Source organism: Chloracidobacterium sp. (assembly GCA_016711345.1).
In the GTDB taxonomy this organism is placed as follows: Bacteria; Acidobacteriota; Blastocatellia; order Pyrinomonadales; family Pyrinomonadaceae; genus OLB17.
In genome coordinates this window covers 2,605,354-2,624,098 of sequence record JADJTD010000001.1, presented here as the reverse complement: position 1 = coordinate 2,624,098, position 18,745 = coordinate 2,605,354, and the positions used below count along the sequence as shown (strand labels likewise).

18 protein-coding genes are annotated in these 18,745 nt (G+C 47.6%); 12 read left to right on the top strand and 6 right to left on the bottom strand.

Annotated features, from left to right (window positions below):
• Positions 1-5 precede the first annotated feature (5 nt).
• Entirely contained in the window at positions 6-1,799 is a 1,794-nt protein-coding gene (locus IPL32_10940) for a hypothetical protein (protein ID MBK8466336.1), read from the bottom strand.
• A 9-nt stretch (positions 1,800-1,808) separates the two neighbouring features.
• Between IPL32_10940 and IPL32_10935 the strand changes: the two genes are divergently transcribed.
• The gene (locus tag IPL32_10935; GenBank protein ID MBK8466335.1) at positions 1,809-2,591 is read left to right on the top strand and encodes an SDR family oxidoreductase; all 783 of its coding nucleotides are present in this window, start codon (positions 1,809-1,811) and stop codon (positions 2,589-2,591) included.
• On the opposite strand, the gene IPL32_10930 is transcribed toward IPL32_10935, so the two are convergent.
• Positions 2,588-4,363, bottom strand: a complete 1,776-nt coding sequence (locus tag IPL32_10930; protein ID MBK8466334.1) for a hypothetical protein — start codon at positions 4,361-4,363, stop codon at positions 2,588-2,590. The genes IPL32_10935 and IPL32_10930 overlap by 4 nt on opposite strands.
• A gap of 54 nt (positions 4,364-4,417) precedes the next feature.
• Here IPL32_10930 and IPL32_10925 point away from each other — a divergent pair, with 54 nt between their 5' ends.
• From IPL32_10925 to lpxK, 3 genes are all read left to right on the top strand, one after another.
• Positions 4,418-4,984, top strand: a complete 567-nt coding sequence (locus IPL32_10925) for an aminodeoxychorismate/anthranilate synthase component II (GenBank protein ID MBK8466333.1) — start codon at positions 4,418-4,420, stop codon at positions 4,982-4,984.
• 74 nt (positions 4,985-5,058) lie between these two features.
• Positions 5,059-6,141 (top strand): anthranilate phosphoribosyltransferase, encoded by a 1,083-nt coding sequence (trpD, locus tag IPL32_10920; GenBank protein ID MBK8466332.1) that lies wholly within the window; start codon positions 5,059-5,061, stop codon positions 6,139-6,141.
• A gap of 51 nt (positions 6,142-6,192) precedes the next feature.
• On the top strand, positions 6,193-7,236 hold the full coding sequence (lpxK, locus tag IPL32_10915) for a tetraacyldisaccharide 4'-kinase (GenBank protein MBK8466331.1): 1,044 nt from the start codon (positions 6,193-6,195) through the stop codon (positions 7,234-7,236).
• A 126-nt stretch (positions 7,237-7,362) separates the two neighbouring features.
• Here the strand turns inward: lpxK and IPL32_10910 are convergent, their stop codons facing one another.
• Genes IPL32_10910 through IPL32_10900 form a run of 3 tightly spaced genes read right to left on the bottom strand, consistent with a single transcriptional unit; the run spans position 7,363 to position 10,824 of the window.
• On the bottom strand, positions 7,363-8,574 hold the full coding sequence (locus IPL32_10910) for an AI-2E family transporter (protein ID MBK8466330.1): 1,212 nt from the start codon (positions 8,572-8,574) through the stop codon (positions 7,363-7,365).
• Between the two features lie 17 nt (positions 8,575-8,591).
• Positions 8,592-9,014, bottom strand: coding sequence for a hypothetical protein (locus IPL32_10905; GenBank protein ID MBK8466329.1), 423 nt, complete (start codon positions 9,012-9,014; stop codon positions 8,592-8,594).
• A complete protein-coding gene (locus IPL32_10900; protein MBK8466328.1) occupies positions 9,001-10,824 on the bottom strand; it encodes a hypothetical protein in 1,824 nt (607 codons plus the stop codon). The genes IPL32_10905 and IPL32_10900 overlap by 14 nt, the downstream gene beginning before the upstream one ends.
• Before the next feature lie 571 nt (positions 10,825-11,395).
• Here IPL32_10900 and IPL32_10895 point away from each other — a divergent pair.
• The 5 genes from IPL32_10895 to IPL32_10875 all read left to right on the top strand — a co-directional run bounded on the left by IPL32_10895 (position 11,396) and on the right by IPL32_10875 (position 16,702).
• Positions 11,396-11,704 (top strand): hypothetical protein, encoded by a 309-nt coding sequence (locus IPL32_10895; protein MBK8466327.1) that lies wholly within the window; start codon positions 11,396-11,398, stop codon positions 11,702-11,704.
• A gap of 155 nt (positions 11,705-11,859) precedes the next feature.
• Positions 11,860-12,702, top strand: a complete 843-nt coding sequence (locus IPL32_10890) for a Dam family site-specific DNA-(adenine-N6)-methyltransferase (protein MBK8466326.1) — start codon at positions 11,860-11,862, stop codon at positions 12,700-12,702.
• Complete coding sequence (locus IPL32_10885; protein MBK8466325.1) at positions 12,695-13,888, top strand: metallophosphoesterase; 1,194 nt, start codon at positions 12,695-12,697, stop codon at positions 13,886-13,888. Before IPL32_10890 ends, IPL32_10885 begins: the two co-directional genes overlap by 8 nt.
• Entirely contained in the window at positions 13,888-15,753 is a 1,866-nt protein-coding gene (locus tag IPL32_10880; GenBank protein MBK8466324.1) for a hypothetical protein, read from the top strand. The genes IPL32_10885 and IPL32_10880 overlap by 1 nt, the downstream gene beginning before the upstream one ends.
• Positions 15,754-15,760: 7 nt before the next feature.
• Complete coding sequence (locus IPL32_10875) at positions 15,761-16,702, top strand: hypothetical protein (protein MBK8466323.1); 942 nt, start codon at positions 15,761-15,763, stop codon at positions 16,700-16,702.
• 104 nt (positions 16,703-16,806) lie between these two features.
• Here IPL32_10875 and IPL32_10870 read toward each other — a convergent pair whose 3' ends face one another.
• Entirely contained in the window at positions 16,807-17,022 is a 216-nt protein-coding gene (locus IPL32_10870; GenBank protein MBK8466322.1) for a CsbD family protein, read from the bottom strand.
• Between the two features lie 189 nt (positions 17,023-17,211).
• Here IPL32_10870 and IPL32_10865 point away from each other — a divergent pair, with 189 nt between their 5' ends.
• From IPL32_10865 to IPL32_10855, 3 genes are all read left to right on the top strand, one after another.
• On the top strand, positions 17,212-17,466 hold the full coding sequence (locus tag IPL32_10865) for a hypothetical protein (GenBank protein ID MBK8466321.1): 255 nt from the start codon (positions 17,212-17,214) through the stop codon (positions 17,464-17,466).
• 199 nt (positions 17,467-17,665) lie between these two features.
• Positions 17,666-17,911 (top strand): hypothetical protein, encoded by a 246-nt coding sequence (locus tag IPL32_10860; protein ID MBK8466320.1) that lies wholly within the window; start codon positions 17,666-17,668, stop codon positions 17,909-17,911.
• 163 nt (positions 17,912-18,074) lie between these two features.
• Positions 18,075-18,713, top strand: coding sequence for an alpha/beta fold hydrolase (locus IPL32_10855; protein ID MBK8466319.1), 639 nt, complete (start codon positions 18,075-18,077; stop codon positions 18,711-18,713).
• Positions 18,714-18,745 lie beyond the last annotated feature (32 nt).

Sequence of the window (18,745 nt, the reverse complement as noted above, 5' to 3'; positions counted from 1 at the left end):
ATAAATCAATCTTGAGCTAGCTGAGCAATGATCGAGCCGATCAAGCCAAAGGCAGAGACAGTTTTTCGTTCAATGCCGGTTTTTGTGAAACGAGTCTCGGTTGTATAGATTGTAAGGCCTTTTGCTTCGATGTTCTGATTTGCTTCAACACTCTGAGCTGTCGATAACACGGCCGCAATCTCGCTAGCCGAATCATTGTCCTTCCCAACGGTGGTCGCAGTCGCTGCACTCATCGTAAAATGATTTGGGAAGACAACACTAAATAATGTCTTAGGCGACGGATTCTTTTTCTCCGCTAAACATGTGAATACGCTTTCGTGGTCGCCAATCATAATTTTATTATCGAGAAATACGGCTGCCAGATTATCGTCGGCAGACAAGAATATATCCGTACCGCTTGGATCGGTTGTTTTTTGGTTTGGATTTATCGTTGATAGTAAATGGTCTTGAATCGTTGATAGCAGATGGTCTTGAAACGGATTTACTGCGGCTATAAGTACCCGATTTTCGTCAGCACCGCGAAACCTCACTGACGTGACGGTTCCTGTTATTGAATCCAGAAAACCCTCTGGGTCTTTTATGCCGTATGGCTCCAAAAAAACGCCTGAAAACTCAGAGATTATCTTTTGACCAATCGGATCAACCTGTTTTTGAGCGGTAAGTAGGAGGCTTCGCCATGCAACTCTCGCATTTTCCAAATTGTAAATAGTTACGCTTTCCGCTACATCTGGAACAAATATCAGGCCCGAATTAAAGATATCTACTGTACTTTTGCTGGCTATTGTCTCATTGAGTAAACCCGCAATATCTGGCGGCATCGAAACAATGTATCTGTCTACAACTCCAATTCCCTGTTCTTGCTTTGTCGCTGTCCAACTAATTTCAGTGATCGAGTTTCGCAAAAGCTTCGGCAGGATTCCGGCGATGGCGCTTTGGACTTCGGAGTCTTCGCTCGTCTCAGAGGCGAATTTGAGGCCGATTATATTTGCGATCTGTGCGATGCCGTCGGGTGAAACGTAGCCGGAAGCGAGTGTCTGTTGATCGGCGGGTTTGATCTTGCCTGTTTTGATAATGCTGTCGGTTTCGCCTCGTTTTACGGCGAGGCATTTTTCGATTGCTGATTTGTCGTTGCCGAAATAGATTAGGCTGTCGATGACTAGTGCATAGGCTTTGCGTTTATCAGTTGCCGTCCACGTGAAATATTTGCCGCCGTTTTTTTCTGACTTTTCGAGGGCTGGTTCGCTGTCGTAGAGCTTGGCAACAAAGGATCCGAGTTTTTGCTCGGCAAAGCCGACGGCTTGAAAATTGAATGCGTGCGTGTCGGCGATGGCGACAAAACGCGGTTGGACGCGGCCTATGGATTGTTCGTCATTGACTTTCTCTTCGGAAGTTTCAAAACCGCTGACGGCGATTGCAAGTTGAACGCCTTTTAATGCTGAGAAATCTGGTTTGCTTTTTGCGACTTCGCTGAAAGGCCTGCTGTCGATTATCGGCTGAAGCGCATGGGCGAGATCGTTCGCTTCTAGATAGACAAGCGAGTCAGCCGGAACAAGCGTACGCATATCCGTTGGCTTGGTCGAGCAAGAAAGCGATAAGAGAATTAACGCAAAGACGCAAAATTGCAAAGCAAAGATGCGGGGAAAGAAAATTAACCGCAGATAGACGCAGATAAACGCAGATAATATTCTAAAGTTCTGACCGAAATAGATTTGCGTCGATCTGCGTTTATCTGCGGTAAAATTTTTCCTTTGCGGCCTTTGCTCCTTGGCGTCTTTGCGTTGAAGTTTTTGTGCTACCATTTTCTCAATATGAACCAAGTATTCAACAAGGACATTTTACAGGGTAGGGTTGCATTTGTAACAGGCGGCGGTACGGGTATAACTGGCGGCGTGGCGAGAGCGTTTGCCGAGCACGGTGCAAAGCTTGCGATTGTAAGCCGCAACGAAGAGAACTTGATCGCGATGAAACAGTTCATCGAGGAGAACGGCGGCGAGTGTTTTGCGGTGGCGGCTGATGTTCGCGATTACGAAGCGGTTGAGAATGCTATTGCAAAAACGGTCGAGCATTTCGGCAAGATCGACATTGTTGTAAACGGTGCAGCGGGCAATTTTCTTTGTGCTGCAGACCAGCTTTCGGCGAATGGTTTTGGAACGGTCGTCGATATTGATACAAAAGGTACGTTTAATGTTTGCCGAGCGGCGTTTGAAGAACTGAAAAAATCGAAAGGGCAAATATTAAACATCTCCGCAACGCTGCATTATCTTGCAACGCCGATGCAGATACATGTTTCGGCGGCTAAGGCGGGCGTTGATGCGATCACAAGAAACCTGTCAGTCGAATGGGGCCGCTACGGCATTCGTGTCAACGGCATCGCTCCGGGACCGATCGAGGACACCGAAGGAATGAAACGTTTGCTAATACCGGAATTAAAAGACAAGTTGATGCGCAAAATACCTATTGGACGGTTTGGCAGGATCGCAGACATTGAGAATGCCGCGTTATTTTTGTCATCCGACGCAGCGAGTTATGTCAATGGCGTCACGTTAGTCGTTGATGGCGGCTCTTGGCTGTTGGGTACTAGTCTGGCTTAATCGACACCCTCAATCATCAACATTTTTTCTGCATCGGCATCTTTTGCCTTCGTTTTTTTGTCAAGGACGACGCGCAGTACCATCATCTTTGCGAGAACACGCGTTTCGGTTCGGTCAAAAGTGTTTGTGAGGGCACGAGTTTTTGTAAAATCGGCGTTTACCAGAGTGCGGATCGTACCACTCGCCATTCCCAATTCGCTAGTCATGCTGCGGATCATCTCGCCGCCAAACATGCCGACCTGCACTTCGCCATCGTCGATCATTTCCTGCTGAACGTCGATAAATTCGGCAACTTTCACAAATGCCGAGATCGTATCATTTGCCCTTTGTATCGTGCTTTCGAGAAGCATAAATGCTTTATCGGGATCGGCCTCGGCATAGCCGCCGGCGAGCATCCATGTGAAAAGATAATCCTGATAGTTTTTTGGCATTGGATTAACGAGACGTTCCGCGTCGAGCATGATCTCGTTCGCCAGGTCCTTGTCGCCCATTTTCTTGACCTGAGCAGCAAGCAGGCTGAGCGCGGCGATCTTCTTGTCCTTGCCTTTGGTATCGGTAATGATTTTACGAGCCTGAGCGATAGCAGCGTCTCGTTGGTCCTTTGGTAAATTTGTCGAACCGAGCTTCTTCAGATCTTCGATCTGTTTTTTGTAAGCATTTTCTTGATCTTCGCGTTGCTTTTGAGCACGCTCGTATTCGTTCATGGCGGAACTGGTGTTGTCTGCTATGACTCGCGGCGCCGTAACATTAGTCGCCATATTACCAGAGGCATAAGAACTGCTAGCGGGTTTTACCGTTTTAAATTTCACTCGTAGTTGTGCACCTCGTGCAGGAGCGTATTTTTCGATAACTGAAATGAAAGATCCGATGTTATACCTTACTATGGCGTCTTTTGTCTCCATTATTGCCTGGTAGAAAATCTCTGCAACGTCGCGAAGGTCATTTCGGTCATACACAGGCGGCTTTGATCCGGCAGTTTTCGATCCTGTAACATTCTCTTCGCCAAAAGTTAACAATGCAGAATAAAACCCCAGATCATCCACTTTTTTTGGATCGCTTTTAACGGCACTCAGCAGCGACTGGCCAAATTCAATTCCCTTGTCAGCGTCCTTTTTATAGATCTTTCGCAAAAGCTCGATGTGCGTCGAGCTAATCCCGCGTTTTATCGAGTCTTTGCCGTAGGCCAGGCCTTTAGCGGCGTCGCTTTCGGCGATCTGCTGCAGCAGGCGTGACTCGAAATAGCGGTCGGAACGATCGGCGTCTTTCCTGAGTTCGGGATTGGAGATCAAATTGATGCTGTCAACATAAAAATTGTAGGCAAGGTCAGGAGCGTGTTCGGCGAGGCTCATTGCGATCTGCTGCCTTACCGCCATAGCGATGCGAAATTTCCGCTGCACTCGCGACTGTCCGCGTCCGCCAAAGAGAAACCCGCCTTCCATATCGTCATCGTCGGACGGCATCGAGGCGGCGTTCATTTCCGAATCAAACTGGGTCAGAAGCTGTTTGAAATCACTGACCACGCCGCCGTACATTGCCTTGGCTTCTTTTTCATCGTGAAACCACATCAACGATGCGAGTTCAGAATCGAAGCTGATGCGATTTTCCAACGAGCGCAGACGTGAGACCTCATTCGCTGTTTCGCGAAGAAATTCGACGGCTTGAGTTTTGAGTTTAGCTGCATCTTCTCCGGAATCGGTCGGTGTCGGAGTTTGTGCAGGTGCGAATCCTGTCAGCACGAGTAAGAGTGTAAAAGCCAGCAGTTTATATGACATATATTCAGCCTCTGGGCAACTCGTTTATGATAGAGTTATCGGGCGAAATAGTAAATGCTGTTGGTGATCGACAATTACGATTCGTTTACATACAACCTCGTGCAGTATCTGGGCGAGCTTGGTGTTGAGTTGCGAGTCGTAATGAATGACGAGTTGACGGTTGATGAGATCGAAAGCGATCTCAAACCAGAGCGGATCTTGATCTCTCCTGGACCGGGGACGCCTGATTCAGCAGGTATTTCGTTGGCGGCCGTCGAACACTTTGCAGATAAAGTACCGATATTAGGAGTGTGTCTCGGTCATCAGGTGATCGGGCAATTCTTTGGCGGCAAAGTCGTTAGATCACCGGTGCCGGTCCACGGCAAGCCTGTGATCATTGATCACGACGGGAAAACGATCTTTCGCAATCTGCCGAACGGCTTTGCTGCGGGACGCTACCATTCGCTGATCGTAGATCGAGAAACATTGCCGGATTGCATCGAAATATCCGCAACCTCGCCCGATGGATTGATAATGGGCCTGCGGCACAAAACTAAAAAGATCGAGGGCGTGCAGTTTCACCCCGAATCTATTTTGACCGAGCACGGCAAAAAGTTATTGCATAACTTTGTCCTTCTTTGAGATAGTATAAGTGGGAAAAGTGTATTTTTTAACACCCTTCATCCATTTCTCTCGCAAGTCCTGCGATCCGCAATATGTCTGAAAATAAATCAAACTGGCTGCATTCGGCGCCGATCTCTGCAACCAATCCGAAAGCCGAAACACCTTTATTCCCTTTTCTGGCGCGCCTTATGCGCGGCGACGATCTGTCGATGCTCGACGCGGCGAAGTTTTTCCGCTCAATGACAGATACGGGAATTGGGTCGATCCAGATCGCCGCCGCGCTGACCGCATTGACCGCAAAAGGCGAGACATTCGAAGAACTTGCCGGAATGGCGGGCGTGGTCAGCTCACTGGCGATCAAAGTCAGGTCTCAGAAAAAAGCCGTTGATATAGCCGGTACAGGATCTTCATCCGCAAAGACATTTAACATTTCGACAGCTGCTGCATTTGTCGCCGCCGGAGCAGGACTAACGATCGCAAAACAGAGCAACCGCGGTGTAAGCAGCAAATCCGGCAGTGCTGATGTTTTAACAGAGCTTGGTGTAAAGGCCGCTGCCGAATCTGACGCTGCACAAGCGAGCCTTAGCGGTGTCGGGCTGTGCTTTCTATTGGCTCCAAAATTTCATCCCGAGCTGCGACGGATCGCTGATGTTCGTGGGCGTCTCGGAATTCGCACGTGTTTAAATGTGCTTGGCCTTTTGGCAAATCCTGCGGCGGTTTCGCATCACGTTATCGGCGTTTGGCACAAGTCGCTGGTCGAGCCGGTTGCAAAAGCCCTCGCGTTGATGAAAGCCGAAAACGCTTGGGTTGTTCATGGCGAAGATGGCCTCGACGAGATCACTCTTAATGGAGAAACATCCGTTGCTGTTGTTAAAAACGGACAGGTCCGAGCGTTTTCACTTTCGCCGTCGGATTTTGGCCTTAAACGCAGTAGGATTGGCCATCTGAAAACCGATTCTCCAAAAGAAAGTGCGAGCATTATCACTGATGTGCTCGCAAGCCGGAACCGCGATGAAGCCCGTTCACTGGTCGTCATAAACGCCGCCGCCGCTCTCGTAGTCGGCGGCATTGCCAAAGATCCTATGCAAGGAGCCCGTCTCGCCGAACAAAGCATCGACAGCGGAATGGCCCAGAATAAACTCGACCGATTGATACAACTTACAAATAAGAAATAGTTCGCCGTTCGCGGTTGGTTGTTCGTTATCGATAATTGATAATTAACGACGATGTTGTCGTTATTAGGATCGATCTACGGAAAAGTCATTGACGTGCGAGATCGTCTTTACGATCTCGGCATCTTTGAATCGTTCGACCTCGGAGCAAAGACGATCAGTATCGGCAATATTTCTGCCGGCGGCACTGGAAAAACACCCCTGACGCTGTATGTTGCTGAGATTTTAGCTGATCGCGGTGAACGTGTCTGCATTTTGACGCGCGGATACGGCCGCAAGGATCCACAACAGCGTGTGCTGGTTTGCGACGGCGAGACCGTTCTTGCCGATTCGCATGAAGCTGGTGACGAACCCTTTGAACTAGCCCAGCGACTGATTGGAAAAGCGATCGTGATCGCCGACGCTGACCGAGTTGCGGCTGCGGAATGGGCGAAGCGAAAATTTGGCATTACGGCATTTGTACTCGACGATGGCTTTCAGCATCGCAAAGTTAAACGCGATGTCGATATCGTTTGTATCGATGCAACTGATCCTTTTGGCGGCGGAAATATGCTTCCCGCCGGACGTTTGCGCGAGCCGGTCGCAAATCTCAAACGTGCAGACATTGTAATTATAACGAGAGCAGATCTGATCTCTGAGATTTCAAATTTGAGATCTGAAATTTCAGATTTGGCTCTGGATGCGGCGATTTTTGAGGCTAGAACCGAGATTCTAGGTGTTGATAGTTTAGAAAGTTTTCACGCAAAGGCGCAAAGAACGCAAAGCGAAGAACATGTGCCGGCTGAAGATCTTCAAACGATCAAAAACATCGCCGCATTTGTGTTTTGCGGAATTGGAAATCCAGAGAATTTTTTCAAGCAGTTAAAGTTGAACAACTTTTCGATCAAGGCAAGTCATCCTTTTCGTGATCATCACGTCTATACACAAAAGAACATAGACGACATCACGATGCAGGCCCGCGCAAACAATGCCAAATTGCTCTTGACCACTGCAAAAGATGCTGTGAAATTAATGGGTGTGAAATTTGAAATTCCCTGTTATGTTGTTGAGATAATGATCACGGTCGACGACGCTCCCGCGTTTGCGGCAATGCTCTAGCCTTTTTTCGATGGTGGTTGTTTTTTGTCGCCCCAGTAAAAGAATCGAACCACGAGCACATAAACGGCGATGCTCAAAAACAACAGGACAAAAAAGAAGATTATAAGCCAGGCTAGTGGTGACATTTTAGACGGTCTCCTCTTTTTGAGTTTCGTTTGATTCTATCCAGCCTGAGACGAGGCTGTAGTGTCCACGATGCTCGAGTATGTGCCGGTAGATGACGGTCGCGACCGCCACGATAGGTATAGCGATGAAAACACCTGGAATGCCTGCAACTTGTTCGCCGGCGAGGACAGCAAGAATGATTGCCAAAGGATGCAGATGTATACCGCCACGGACAATGCGCGGATATGTCACATAGTCGTGGACGAGCCTCAGAACTATGAGAAATATCGCAACATAGAGAGCCTTCCACGGGTCGTCAGACGCAGCTGCCGTTAAGGTCACAATTATGCCGATCGTCAAAGGGCCAAGTAGCGGAACAAACTCAAATATGCCGGCCAAGATTCCCAATAAAAGCGCGTATTTCAGGCCTATAGAATAAAACCCCAGCGTGCAAAGTATAGCGATCAGAAAACACGAAATAAGCTGTGCCCGTGTGTATGCGGCAAGCGTTTTATTTACATCTTCCAGAATAGATTCAGCTCGGACACGCAGGCGGCCTGTGGGAAACATCCTAAGCACTGCAAGCCGAAATAGATTTACATCCTTCAAGAAAAAGAACGAAAGTATCGGTACAAGAAAAAACCAAGGTAGATATGTCACGGACAGCAAAACAAAATTTCCCACCGAGGTAGTAATATCACTTCCAAGGTCAGTGACCTTTTTGTTTAACTCTGCCTGGACCTCGTCAGGCACTCTTAACCGGTCAAAACGGCGATTGATGTCATTTGAACGCTCTTTGATCGCCTGAGCATATGTCGGCAAATTTGTACCAAACTCTTTGGCCTGATCGACTACACGTGGAGCGAGATAAGAGATCGCTCCGCCCAATACCAAAAACACAACGATATATGCGATCACGATTGCCAAAGAACGCGGCATTAACTTTTCAAAATTACGGACTTTGAAAGGCAGTCGGATAACTCGAACCAGCGGATCGACCAGATATGCCGTAAAGACTGAGAGAATGATCAAAAATATGAGCGGCGTGATGGAAGTAACGATGCTCTGGACCGAACCGGCGATAAAGAGAATCACCAACGTTATGATCACGACCCGAACGATCGAACGAACAGTCGGCGATGAAGGGTCTAGGTGGACACGATGTTGTGTAGGTTCGTTCTCTATGTACTCTGTATTGGCGAGGTTGATATCCGGCGATTGTTGGTCAGCCATAATTTATTCACTATAGCTTATTTGTTTGAATTTAAGTTGGTATTTGCGTCGTTAACTGGCGGTGCAGAACGATCTTCCACCAAAAACCGGGCATTTAGTTCAGACAAACTCTCTTTTGGCATTTCGAAATTTGATCCGATCAACACGGCCTTGTCGCTGTCACTTTTAACGCGCCGATTTGTATCAACAGTCAGTTCCTTTATCACACGCACATCTTCCGCATCGATGGTCTTCCCGTCACGTCGTCGTAGAACATAAATAGAAGTAAACCCGGCCGTATGCATTGCGTTTAGGTCTTTTTCAAATGACGGTTTATCTTCGACAACCTGTATTGGCGTTTCGTTTCCCGAACGCAAAACACCCTCGTTTGCCCCGCAACCCGCCGAAAATACAGCGGGCAATACGACAAAGCAGATCGTACACAGTCTAATTCGCTTCATCTTCCTCATCGAGATTTGCATCTAAATTTTCCGCGTTGCCATCTTCTGTATCAAGAATTATTTTCTCCTCTGTTGTTTCCGGCTCACTGTCAGACGAGTCATCAGGTGGTTCGCCTTTGGTTTCGCGGATCATCAATAGACGAGCTTCATCGTCTTCGTAAATCGTTTCTACCCAACCACTTTCGAGCGCTTTTGCGATCATGTCTACGTTTTCTTTGGCGTCGGCAAAAATATAATTTGCTCCAAAACGGTCGCGTATTTTCGGTGCCGGATCGTCCGTTTTGCCTTCGGTCAGGTCTTTGAGCAGTTTGTAAAGCTCGGGGTCGGCCGAGTAAAGATAATTCGGGTCGAGGCCGTAAACGTAGGTATGTTTTGTGTCAAAAAAGAACAGCTTTGGAAAATCGTCCCAGGTGCAATTGAATATCCTCTCGCCTTTCGGGATATTTTCAGCGCCGGTCTCATCAAGGCCGGTCGCCCATTCCATAGCGCGGCGATATTTGTCGGCTGGTTCGTTGGTGGAGATGTTGTCGATCATTCCCGGCACGTCGAATCCAAACGAATGCAGCCCGGTCAGGTTATACATCCAAAAGACGCAAAGTGCGATGCCCAAAACCCACACGGACGCCTGTTTAGCTGCAACCAACCATTCGTTAGGCTGTTTTGGAGGCTCGGAATTCTCGTCCTCGGATGGGCTTTCTGAAAGAAATTCCCAGGACTTTATCTCGTTAAAGGCGAGCCAACTGAAGGCGAAAAAAAGGATCGCGAATGGCGGAAAGTACTCGGCGAAACGTTTTGAACGAAATTGTGACGTGAGCAAAAGGGTCGTGAAAGCGAGGAAAAAGGCCGCTTTCTCGGGCAGTTTGCCGCCTCGCGGTACAAAGAAGATATAGCCCAGCAGCATCGCCAGCAAGGCGACCGGAAAACTTAACAGCAATTCCTGTCCTGTGTACGCGTACCATTCGCCGCCGACAGCGACTTCAAAATCACCGCCGATCTTGAACTTCTGTGTAAAATGCTCAACAAAAAGATAGATATTCTGCGGAAAATACGGGTTGATGATGTTGCCAAGGATCATTCCGCCGGTCGTATAACCGAGGGGCTGCCATTCGAATTTACGCTCGTTCCAGGCAATTATGATCGTCCAGATGATGGCAGCAAGCCACAACAGCGGAAACAGGCTGTAAGTCCATACAAACGCGAACATTAGCGGCAGCAGCCAGACGTATTTACGCTGAAACAGCAGGTGGATGCCGAGCACCGAAATGATAATGGTCAGAGGCGGAGCCTTTGCCATATTCATCCGATAGAAAAAGGCGTTTGAGCACGTCATTATGGCGGCGAGCCATAGCAATTGGTGCTTGACGCCGTAGCGAAACAGCATCCAATAGACGGAAAAGATCGCGAGTGTCGAAAAGAAAACCGCCGCGACTTTTGCCGCCGTAACGGGCTCAAAAAACCACAAAAACGGTATCTGCAATAGATGAAACAGGAAGTGATGGTCGGCGTAATCCTTTGGATTTAGCACCGTCAAAGGCAGCCATTCAAAAGTCGGTAACCACTTGCCCTGCTTGAAGTTATCCCAAAGCAGCGACGACCATTTGATGTGATAATAGCCGTCCCAATCGCCGCAGCAAATGGCGTCGGTGCGCGTCTGCAGAAACGTCATCACCATCGCGATCGCACAGAAGCCAAAAATGAGATATATAACGCGGACGGCTTGTTCCGTTTCGAGGAATTCGCTCCAACTTTGCTTGGGTTGGGCGAGATCTTCGGCTGGTGTTTCCGGCGTTTCGTTTACGATTTCTTCCATGAAAAAAGACCTGAGCTGCGCGGTCAGAGAAAAGGTAGATCAAATGAAAAAGTATCACGAAACGGCGCTAAGTGGAAAATGGCAACTTCACCTAAAAAAACACGCTTTTGACAATGGAAATGAAGCTGATAATGCCGAATGTAACTGACGAGAGTTTAGATAACAGACGAGAGCGTCGATCAGATCGCGAAAACCACTATTTTAGTTTGTATATTTTTGCATGTCACAGAAACGAAAGGAGTTATCGACAATCCCAGATCCCGAACGCAAAAAAAGCCATCGAACAACCCCCAAAAAGCCATCGGAGAGGGTCAAAAAGCCATCGGAGACCCCCCAAAAAGCCATCGTTACGACACGCGTTTTTTGGCAAAATCGAGAGCGGCCTTCGTCCTATATCCACACGCACGTCGGTTATATCTTCTCGTCGTAGTCGCCGTTCGAGGCTTACACATCGAACTCGTCATTTCCGCGTTTCGTCGACTCGCGGCACGGCACACGCCAGCACAATTTTTTAGTAAACGGAATGATGGATGGACAGCTATTTTGCGCTATTCTAAGGTTGAGGCGAACTATGCATATACGAATCACCGAAGCTCGACGCGGCACTACACATGAGGTCCTTTGCGATGTCTGCGGAGAGGCTATCGGCCTCGACGAAGACTGCGATTACCTTACTACGAGAGGTCCCGTTCGCGGTGAAGCAAAAATTGCACACAGCCCATGCGCACGAATCCCCGGCCGCTTCACTAACCACTGGAGCCAGATGATGAAACCCCGCTACATCATCCAACAAATCGCCGACCAAAACCGCAACCCCGTCATCACCGACTTACTCCACAAACTAAAACAAGACCAAAAAGAGCGCCTCAACCGCCCATGACTCCGCCAAGGTTTTTCTCATTCAGTAATCCGAACTCCGAATTGAGAACGCCCTCCGCCGAAAAGCACATAATAAATGGTGACGTCTAGTTTTGACTTTGACCTATGTCGTGATAAACTACATTGATATCAAAAAATTGCTAAGACTCCTTTTCAGTGACAACTACTGTTTTTCAGCCATGGTCGAATCCCATTCTCCGATGGGCAGGAAGTAAGCGAAAGATTCTCGCGGATCTTGTCATGCATGCGCCTGTTGATTATCTAAGGTACATTGAGCCATTTGCCGGATCTGCATGTCTGTTCTGTGCATTGAATCCGCCGAAGGCGGTCTTAGGCGACATAAACCCTGAGTTGCTTCACTGCTATCAGGTTATTAAGGAGCATCCACGATTGTTAGCCCGAAAAGCTCGCAGTATACCAAATGATGAACCAACGTATTACCATCAGCGTCAGCTCAATCCTAATGATTTGGAACCAATAGACCGTGCCGCAAGATTTATCTACCTCAACAGATATTGTTTCAACGGGATCTATCGAACAAATAGGCACGGTTATTTCAATGTTCCCCGTGGAGTAAAAACCGGAAGTATACAAGAAGAGAGTATCTTCTACAGGTTGTCAGTCGCACTTCGGAATGCAGAACTTCGTTGTGGAGATTTTTCGGTCTGTCTCAGCGATATCACTGCGGGAGATTTTGTTTATCTGGATCCTCCCTATGCGGTACCTGGGAAACGGGATTCCGGTGAATATGGTGTAGGTTCATTTCAGGTTGCCGACATAACTAGATTGGTTGAGGCTCTGCACGAAATTGAAAATAAGGGAGCACACTTTCTATTGTCATATGTGGAATGTCCGACTTTAGTCGATTTACTTCCGAAAGCATGGAATCAAACTCGATTAAGAGTGCGGCGCCACATCGCTGGATTTTCACAACATAGAACATCGGTCATAGAAGTACTCGTATCGAATTTTTTTGTTGGGGGGCTTCATCGTGGCTGAAAGTCTGACAATTGCAGTTGTAAGTGATCTGCACGCATATGATTACCCCATCGACAAGGAGCCTCCGCCTTCCACTCTTTGCACACTTGATTCGGAAACACCGCACAATCGACATCCAATCGCCGCTCTTTCACATTTAATCCATACAGAGCCCGCATTAAGGTCAAACATCCTCATGTGTTGTGGTGACATGGGGGACAAAGCTCGTCCGGCGGGTATAAATTATACTTGGCAAAAGCTACAGGCTCTTAAGAGTGAACTTGGCGCGTCAGAGTTATTCGTTACTCCTGGAAATCATGATGTTGATTCCAGACATAAGCACAATGATTTCGATGCGAAGGGGTATCTTCAAGGTTTGACGCCCCGATTTCCTTTCGAAGATGAACATATTTGGGATCGATTCTGGTCACGAAATTATGTTGTAATGACGATGCCACATTACCGCGTTGTTGTCTTAAACACGAGTGCGTACCATGGTGGGCAGCCAGAAGAATACGAACACGGTCGGATTAGCACAAGGACCGTTGACCAGTTAAAAAATGAACTTGTGGAACTCGAAACTAGGGAACCAAGGACAATCAATATTCTGCTCTGTCATCATCATCCACATAACTATGGTGACCTTGAAGAAAATGATCAAAGTCTCATGAGCGGAGGTAACCGACTTCTACAGACACTCGATCAACTAGATAGTGATTGGATTGTAATTCATGGCCACAAGCACCACCCCCGAATCGCATATGCCGCCGGCGATTCGTCGGCATTAGTGTTCTCTGCCGGAAGTCTTTGTGCTCCAAATGGTCCGTCTACGGGAATTAGAAATCAGTTTTACCTCCTAACATTTCCTCTAGAATCGGATACGCTAATTGGCAAATTTCAGGCATGGGATTGGATTCCGAACATTGGGTGGCAATTGGCTCAACGCACATCTGGGCTACCGTCTTCCGGCGGATTCGGAAATCGACAAAAACCTAACGCGATAGCAAAGGAAATTAATGAGATATTTTTGGCCAGGAGCCAGCCTTACCTAAGTTGGAGTGAAATCACCGGGGCTCTGCCCTTAGTAGAGTATGTTTTGCCGGACAGTCTTGAAAAGGTTATTAAGCGTCTACGCGAAACTCATGGGATTCAAACCTCTCGAAATACGGATGGAACCAGCCCTTTACAAATTGGGAAATCAATGTGATGAGACCAGTCAATTCTATATTCGAGTCTTTTAACGCACGGGATCTTGAACCTGAGGAAGTTGCGCGGACGTTTGTTCCCCCTGATTTTTTTGATGATACTTCGAAACGCGTTAACACACTAATTATAGGTCCACGCGGAAGTGGAAAGACCACAGTGCTCAAAATGTTGCAGCCGGCCGCCCTTGAAGCCTGGAGTGGACGGCAAGCGGATTATTATCGAGAGAGTATCGATTTCGTTGGGGTTTTCGTTCCCGCAGATCGAAGTTGGAAGGAACAACTTGACGCACTCATGGGCCACAAACTCGCGATCGCCGCGTTCACAACACATGTGCTTCACTCGCTTATTAGAACGATGCACTACCGTGTTCACCCTCCAATAAACGATGCCCTCGTTCATTTTCATCGCGTCTCGATGTCCAGGAAAGAGGAAGCTGTCTTGGTCAAGTCTTTGGCAAAACTATGGCATCTTGATGTCGCGATACCGAGTCTTATTGATGTAAAACACGCCCTTACGGCGCGAATGAACGAAATTGGTGAACTCGGAACTGAAACTTCAGAAAACCCACAGAAGCAACTCAGACTTCCGCGATATGTTAATCTTCATTTTCTTCGCGCGACACTTGGAGCAATTGAATTATTTAATGATTTAACGCAGCAAAGTACTCAGAAATGGGCACTCCTTTTTGATGAACTTGAATTAGCACCCGAGTGGCTAGTTTCAACCCTATTAGGATCGCTTCGGGGACTCGATAACAGAATAATTTTGAAATTGTCAATGTGTCCGTACGCTCGAGAAATTGCTAAAGAGGATGATTCGAATCAAATCGCGACACTCGGAAACGATTATAATCAGGTTGCCCTATGGTATAGCCATAAGGAAGATGGGTATAAATTCTGTAATGCTTTATTTCATTCACTTATTAAGGAGCACAGCCTTCCTGTATCAAACCCATCCGAATTATTAGGCTTTTCAAATTTTGAAACTTTATCTAGTGAATATTCACCTCGAATAGGAAGGTCTGCCTACGAGGATCAATCTCGACTTCAGCAGGTTTTCGTTGAGGCGGCCAAAAAGGATCGCTCGTTTAAGGATTTTATTAGCGCAAAGCAACTTGACTTGAAGAACCTAGATAGCCTCAATGAGGATCAGAGGGCCGCAGGCATTAGAAAGGTACGAACGCTAGTGGCAGTTCGCGAGGCATTTCGGAAAGGCAAGGGAGAAGGATTGGAAAAATCGGGACGGAGGTCACCTAAGAATCTACATTACTACGCCGGAGCAACATCGTTATTCTCAATCGTCGAAGGCAATCCCAGGCTATTTATCGGAATAATTGGCCAGTTAATTCAGGATTATAAACGACAATCTGATCTCACAAAATCTACTAAGCGACGGCCTCGAAAGATTTCGGCTCATAAGCAGGGGCTGGAGGTAGAAAAAGCCGTTAATAAATATCGTGCATATCTTCAAACTATTCCTTGTCCACCTTTATCACCTAGTGACGAGCCTCGAGGTGTTTTGACTTTGCTTGACCGAGTCGGAAAATTTTTTAATAAGAGGGTGATTTTGGATGATTTCGTTGCGGATCCTCCCCTTACGTTTATTATTGATGACAATGCGCCCAACGAAATGGTTGAAAGTCTTGGGAAAGCATTAAATGCGGGTGCTATAGTTTTTGTAAACGAGAAGGGGGAAGAGGTGTTGCTAAAATCCCTGAGGGGAAAGCGATTTCGGTTGTCGTATCTTCTCGCGCCATCTCATCGATTGCCGCTCATTCTGGGAAAGGCGCGAAGTCTTAGTTTAATTCTTAAACAATCTGCAAAATGGGTGAGTGGCCAAGCTGAATTATTTCATGACGACGACTAAGCTAAAAATGAAATCGATCGAACGGCTCACTGAGGAAGAGGTTCTTAGCTCTACCTATACTTCTTTTGTAGGGGCGTTGGGATACGAAGAGCGTTCGAAATTCGTAGCAAGCCAGATTTGGCAAAATTGTACCCATCGCCACGTAGCCAGTTTCAGCGATCGCCATGTGTTTGCATTTGATCAGAATTTGAAATGGTATAAGCGCAAAGATTTTCTAATCGGTGATATTGAGGATTTTCAGTTTGAGGAGTGGTGGACTTCGATTCTTCACGAAGCGGTGACGAGTGCTACGCGAGGACAAGCTAGAGTCTGTGTGGATATTTCTAGTATGAATCGTTTTCGTATCGCCATCCTTATATCAACGCTTCTGAGGTCAACGATTAGGAAGCCAATAATGGTTGATTTTGTATATGCGCGGGCCAAATACGTTGATCCTCCGAGGGAAATTGACCCGATTGTGTTTTCGAAACCTGTTATACCTTTTTTCGCAGGTTGGTCAAACAATTTGAACGCCTCTCCGACCGTCATTTTTGGTCTTGGATATGACAAAGAAAAGGCAGTGGGTGTTACCGAATATTTGGAGCCAGGAGCGATATGGGCGTTTGTGCCAACGGAACAGGATGCTAGATATGAAAGAGCCATTAAGCGCGCGAATAAATACTTTTGGGATACAATTCCTGCGGATCATCTAATCCGTTATGATATCTCCAAACCGTATGATTGTTTGGTGCAGTTGGAATCTTTAGTGTATGCAGTCCTGAAAGAGCGAAGAGTTGTCTTGGTTCCTTTTGGGCCAAAAATCTTCACCGTATGTTGTTGTTTAGTGGCCGGTCTTCATCTTCCGAACGTTTCTGTTTGGAGAGTTAGCTCCGGAGCGTTTGCAACACCTATCAATCGGATAGCTGATGGTAGCTGTACGGGGATCTCAGTGCGCTTCGATGGCAGATGAGATTGGTAAAAACACTGTGTTACCAAAAAAGCTGCCGGGGATGCAGCTTTTTTATTAGGGATTTTCACCGATGTTATTCCGTCATTGTTTTTCTCTGTGTCAGCCTAGTTGTTTACAGAATCGGCAATGTCATCAAGAGCGTCATGGACCTTGTGTTTGACCTTGCCCCAGGTTTCTTGGGTTTCGCCTTCGGCGCGTTGGACTTCGCCTTCGGCTTCGAGGTCTTTGTTGCCCGTTACTTCGCCGGTTTTGTCTTTGACGTAGCCTTTTGCCTGTTCCCATTTGCCTTTTACTTCGTCTTTGTTTGGTGTTACTGACATAATAATTGCCTCCTTACTTACAACTCCATCGTAACCCGGCCTCCCGAACCAGTCTGTGCGCTGGAAGACAGAGGGAAAGTGAGAAGTGAGAAGTGAGAAGTGAAAAGTGGTGGACAGTGAACTGCTTGTGTATGCAACCACACATATCTGCGGCGCTCATATATATAGAATTGTCTCAAGGAGAAAAATATGAACAACGAAATCAATTCACCGGTTGGGGCGCCAACAGATCCGGTTTCACACCCGGAAGTGCCCGATAACCGGAACTCAACCCAACCCGAACCAGCTCCCGATCCGCCGCCAGAGCCAAATGATGAGCCGAATCCCTATCCGGTCACCGATCCGCCGATCGACCCGGGCACCGAACCGGTTCCAGATCCGGAACCCGTGCCGCCCTTTCCTGAACCTCTGCCCGGGACCCCGACGGATGTGAATATTAAATAGTGGCGGAATTTGCCGTGCATTGAGAGAAAAACAAAAGCCTCGCCGATCGCTCGACGAGGCTTTTTATATTTATGAAAGCCCTTACTTATGTGCGGGCTAGGTACAGGAGGCATGGGGCAAACGGGGGGAGACATATTTGAGTTGGCGGAGTATGATTTAAAATAGTTGATGGCTGATGGTGAAGGAGTTTTGAGTTGACGTGTTGAGTGCTGCCGGGATATTGGGATTGGTGCTTTTGCTGACGCTGCTGGGGAGCGCGACGCTTGGTATCGTGACGTTCAAGTATTATTGGGGCGCTCGCGGCAAGCCTCCGTTGACGGGCGAAGAGCGGCGGATGGAAAAGGAAGCCGAACTCGCAATGAGGGCGAAGCAGATCGAGTACGCGAAAAAAAATCCCGTCAAACCGCGGAACCCAGACTTCTGGAACAACAGAAAAGTACACTAACATCAAACGGCGTGATGCTGCTCGACCTGAAATCGACCATCAGAGTTGGAAAGATCTGACGCATGATGCACAGTGCTCAATGCACAATGCACAATGCACAGTGCATAATAGTTTTCATTGTAGATTTATTGTGTATTTTGCGTTGTGCACTCTGCGTTGAATTATGTATCCAAAAGGCAATCTTTTTATTCCGGCTTCGCATGGGCAGCTTGAGGCGATATTGAAAGAAGCGACGGGCGAACGGCGTGGTGTTGCTCTTGTGTGTCATCCGCATCCGCTGGGCGGTGGGACGATGCATAATAAGGTCGTGTTTCGTGTAGCGGCGGGTTTGAACGATGCGGGGTTGACGACGCTGAGGTTTAATTTTCGCGGTGTTGGGGCTTCGACAGGTGTGCATAACGAGATCGAAGGCGGTGTTGAAGACGTCCGCGATGCGTTGAACTATTTGAAGGTGACTTATCCCGGGGAAGAGATCACGCTCGCCGGTTTTTCGTTTGGTTCGCGGACTGCTTTAGAGGTCGGGTACGATGACGAACGTGTCGCCAGGCTGATAAGCATCGGCACACCGGTTGATAAATACGGCGATTACGATTTTTTGACAAAGGTGCGAAAGCCGATACTTTTTGTCCACGGCGACAGAGACGAATTCGGTGCGATCGACAATGTGCGTCGGCTTGTCGAAGAAGTTGCAAAGAACACCGATGCTGAACTCGTAGTGTTTGAAAACTGCGGGCATTTTTTTGATGAGCATTTGAGTGAACTGCGAGAGGCGGTTCGTGATTGGACGGAAAGAAAAATTTAACGCCAAAAGAGAATAAAGAATATTCACCGCAG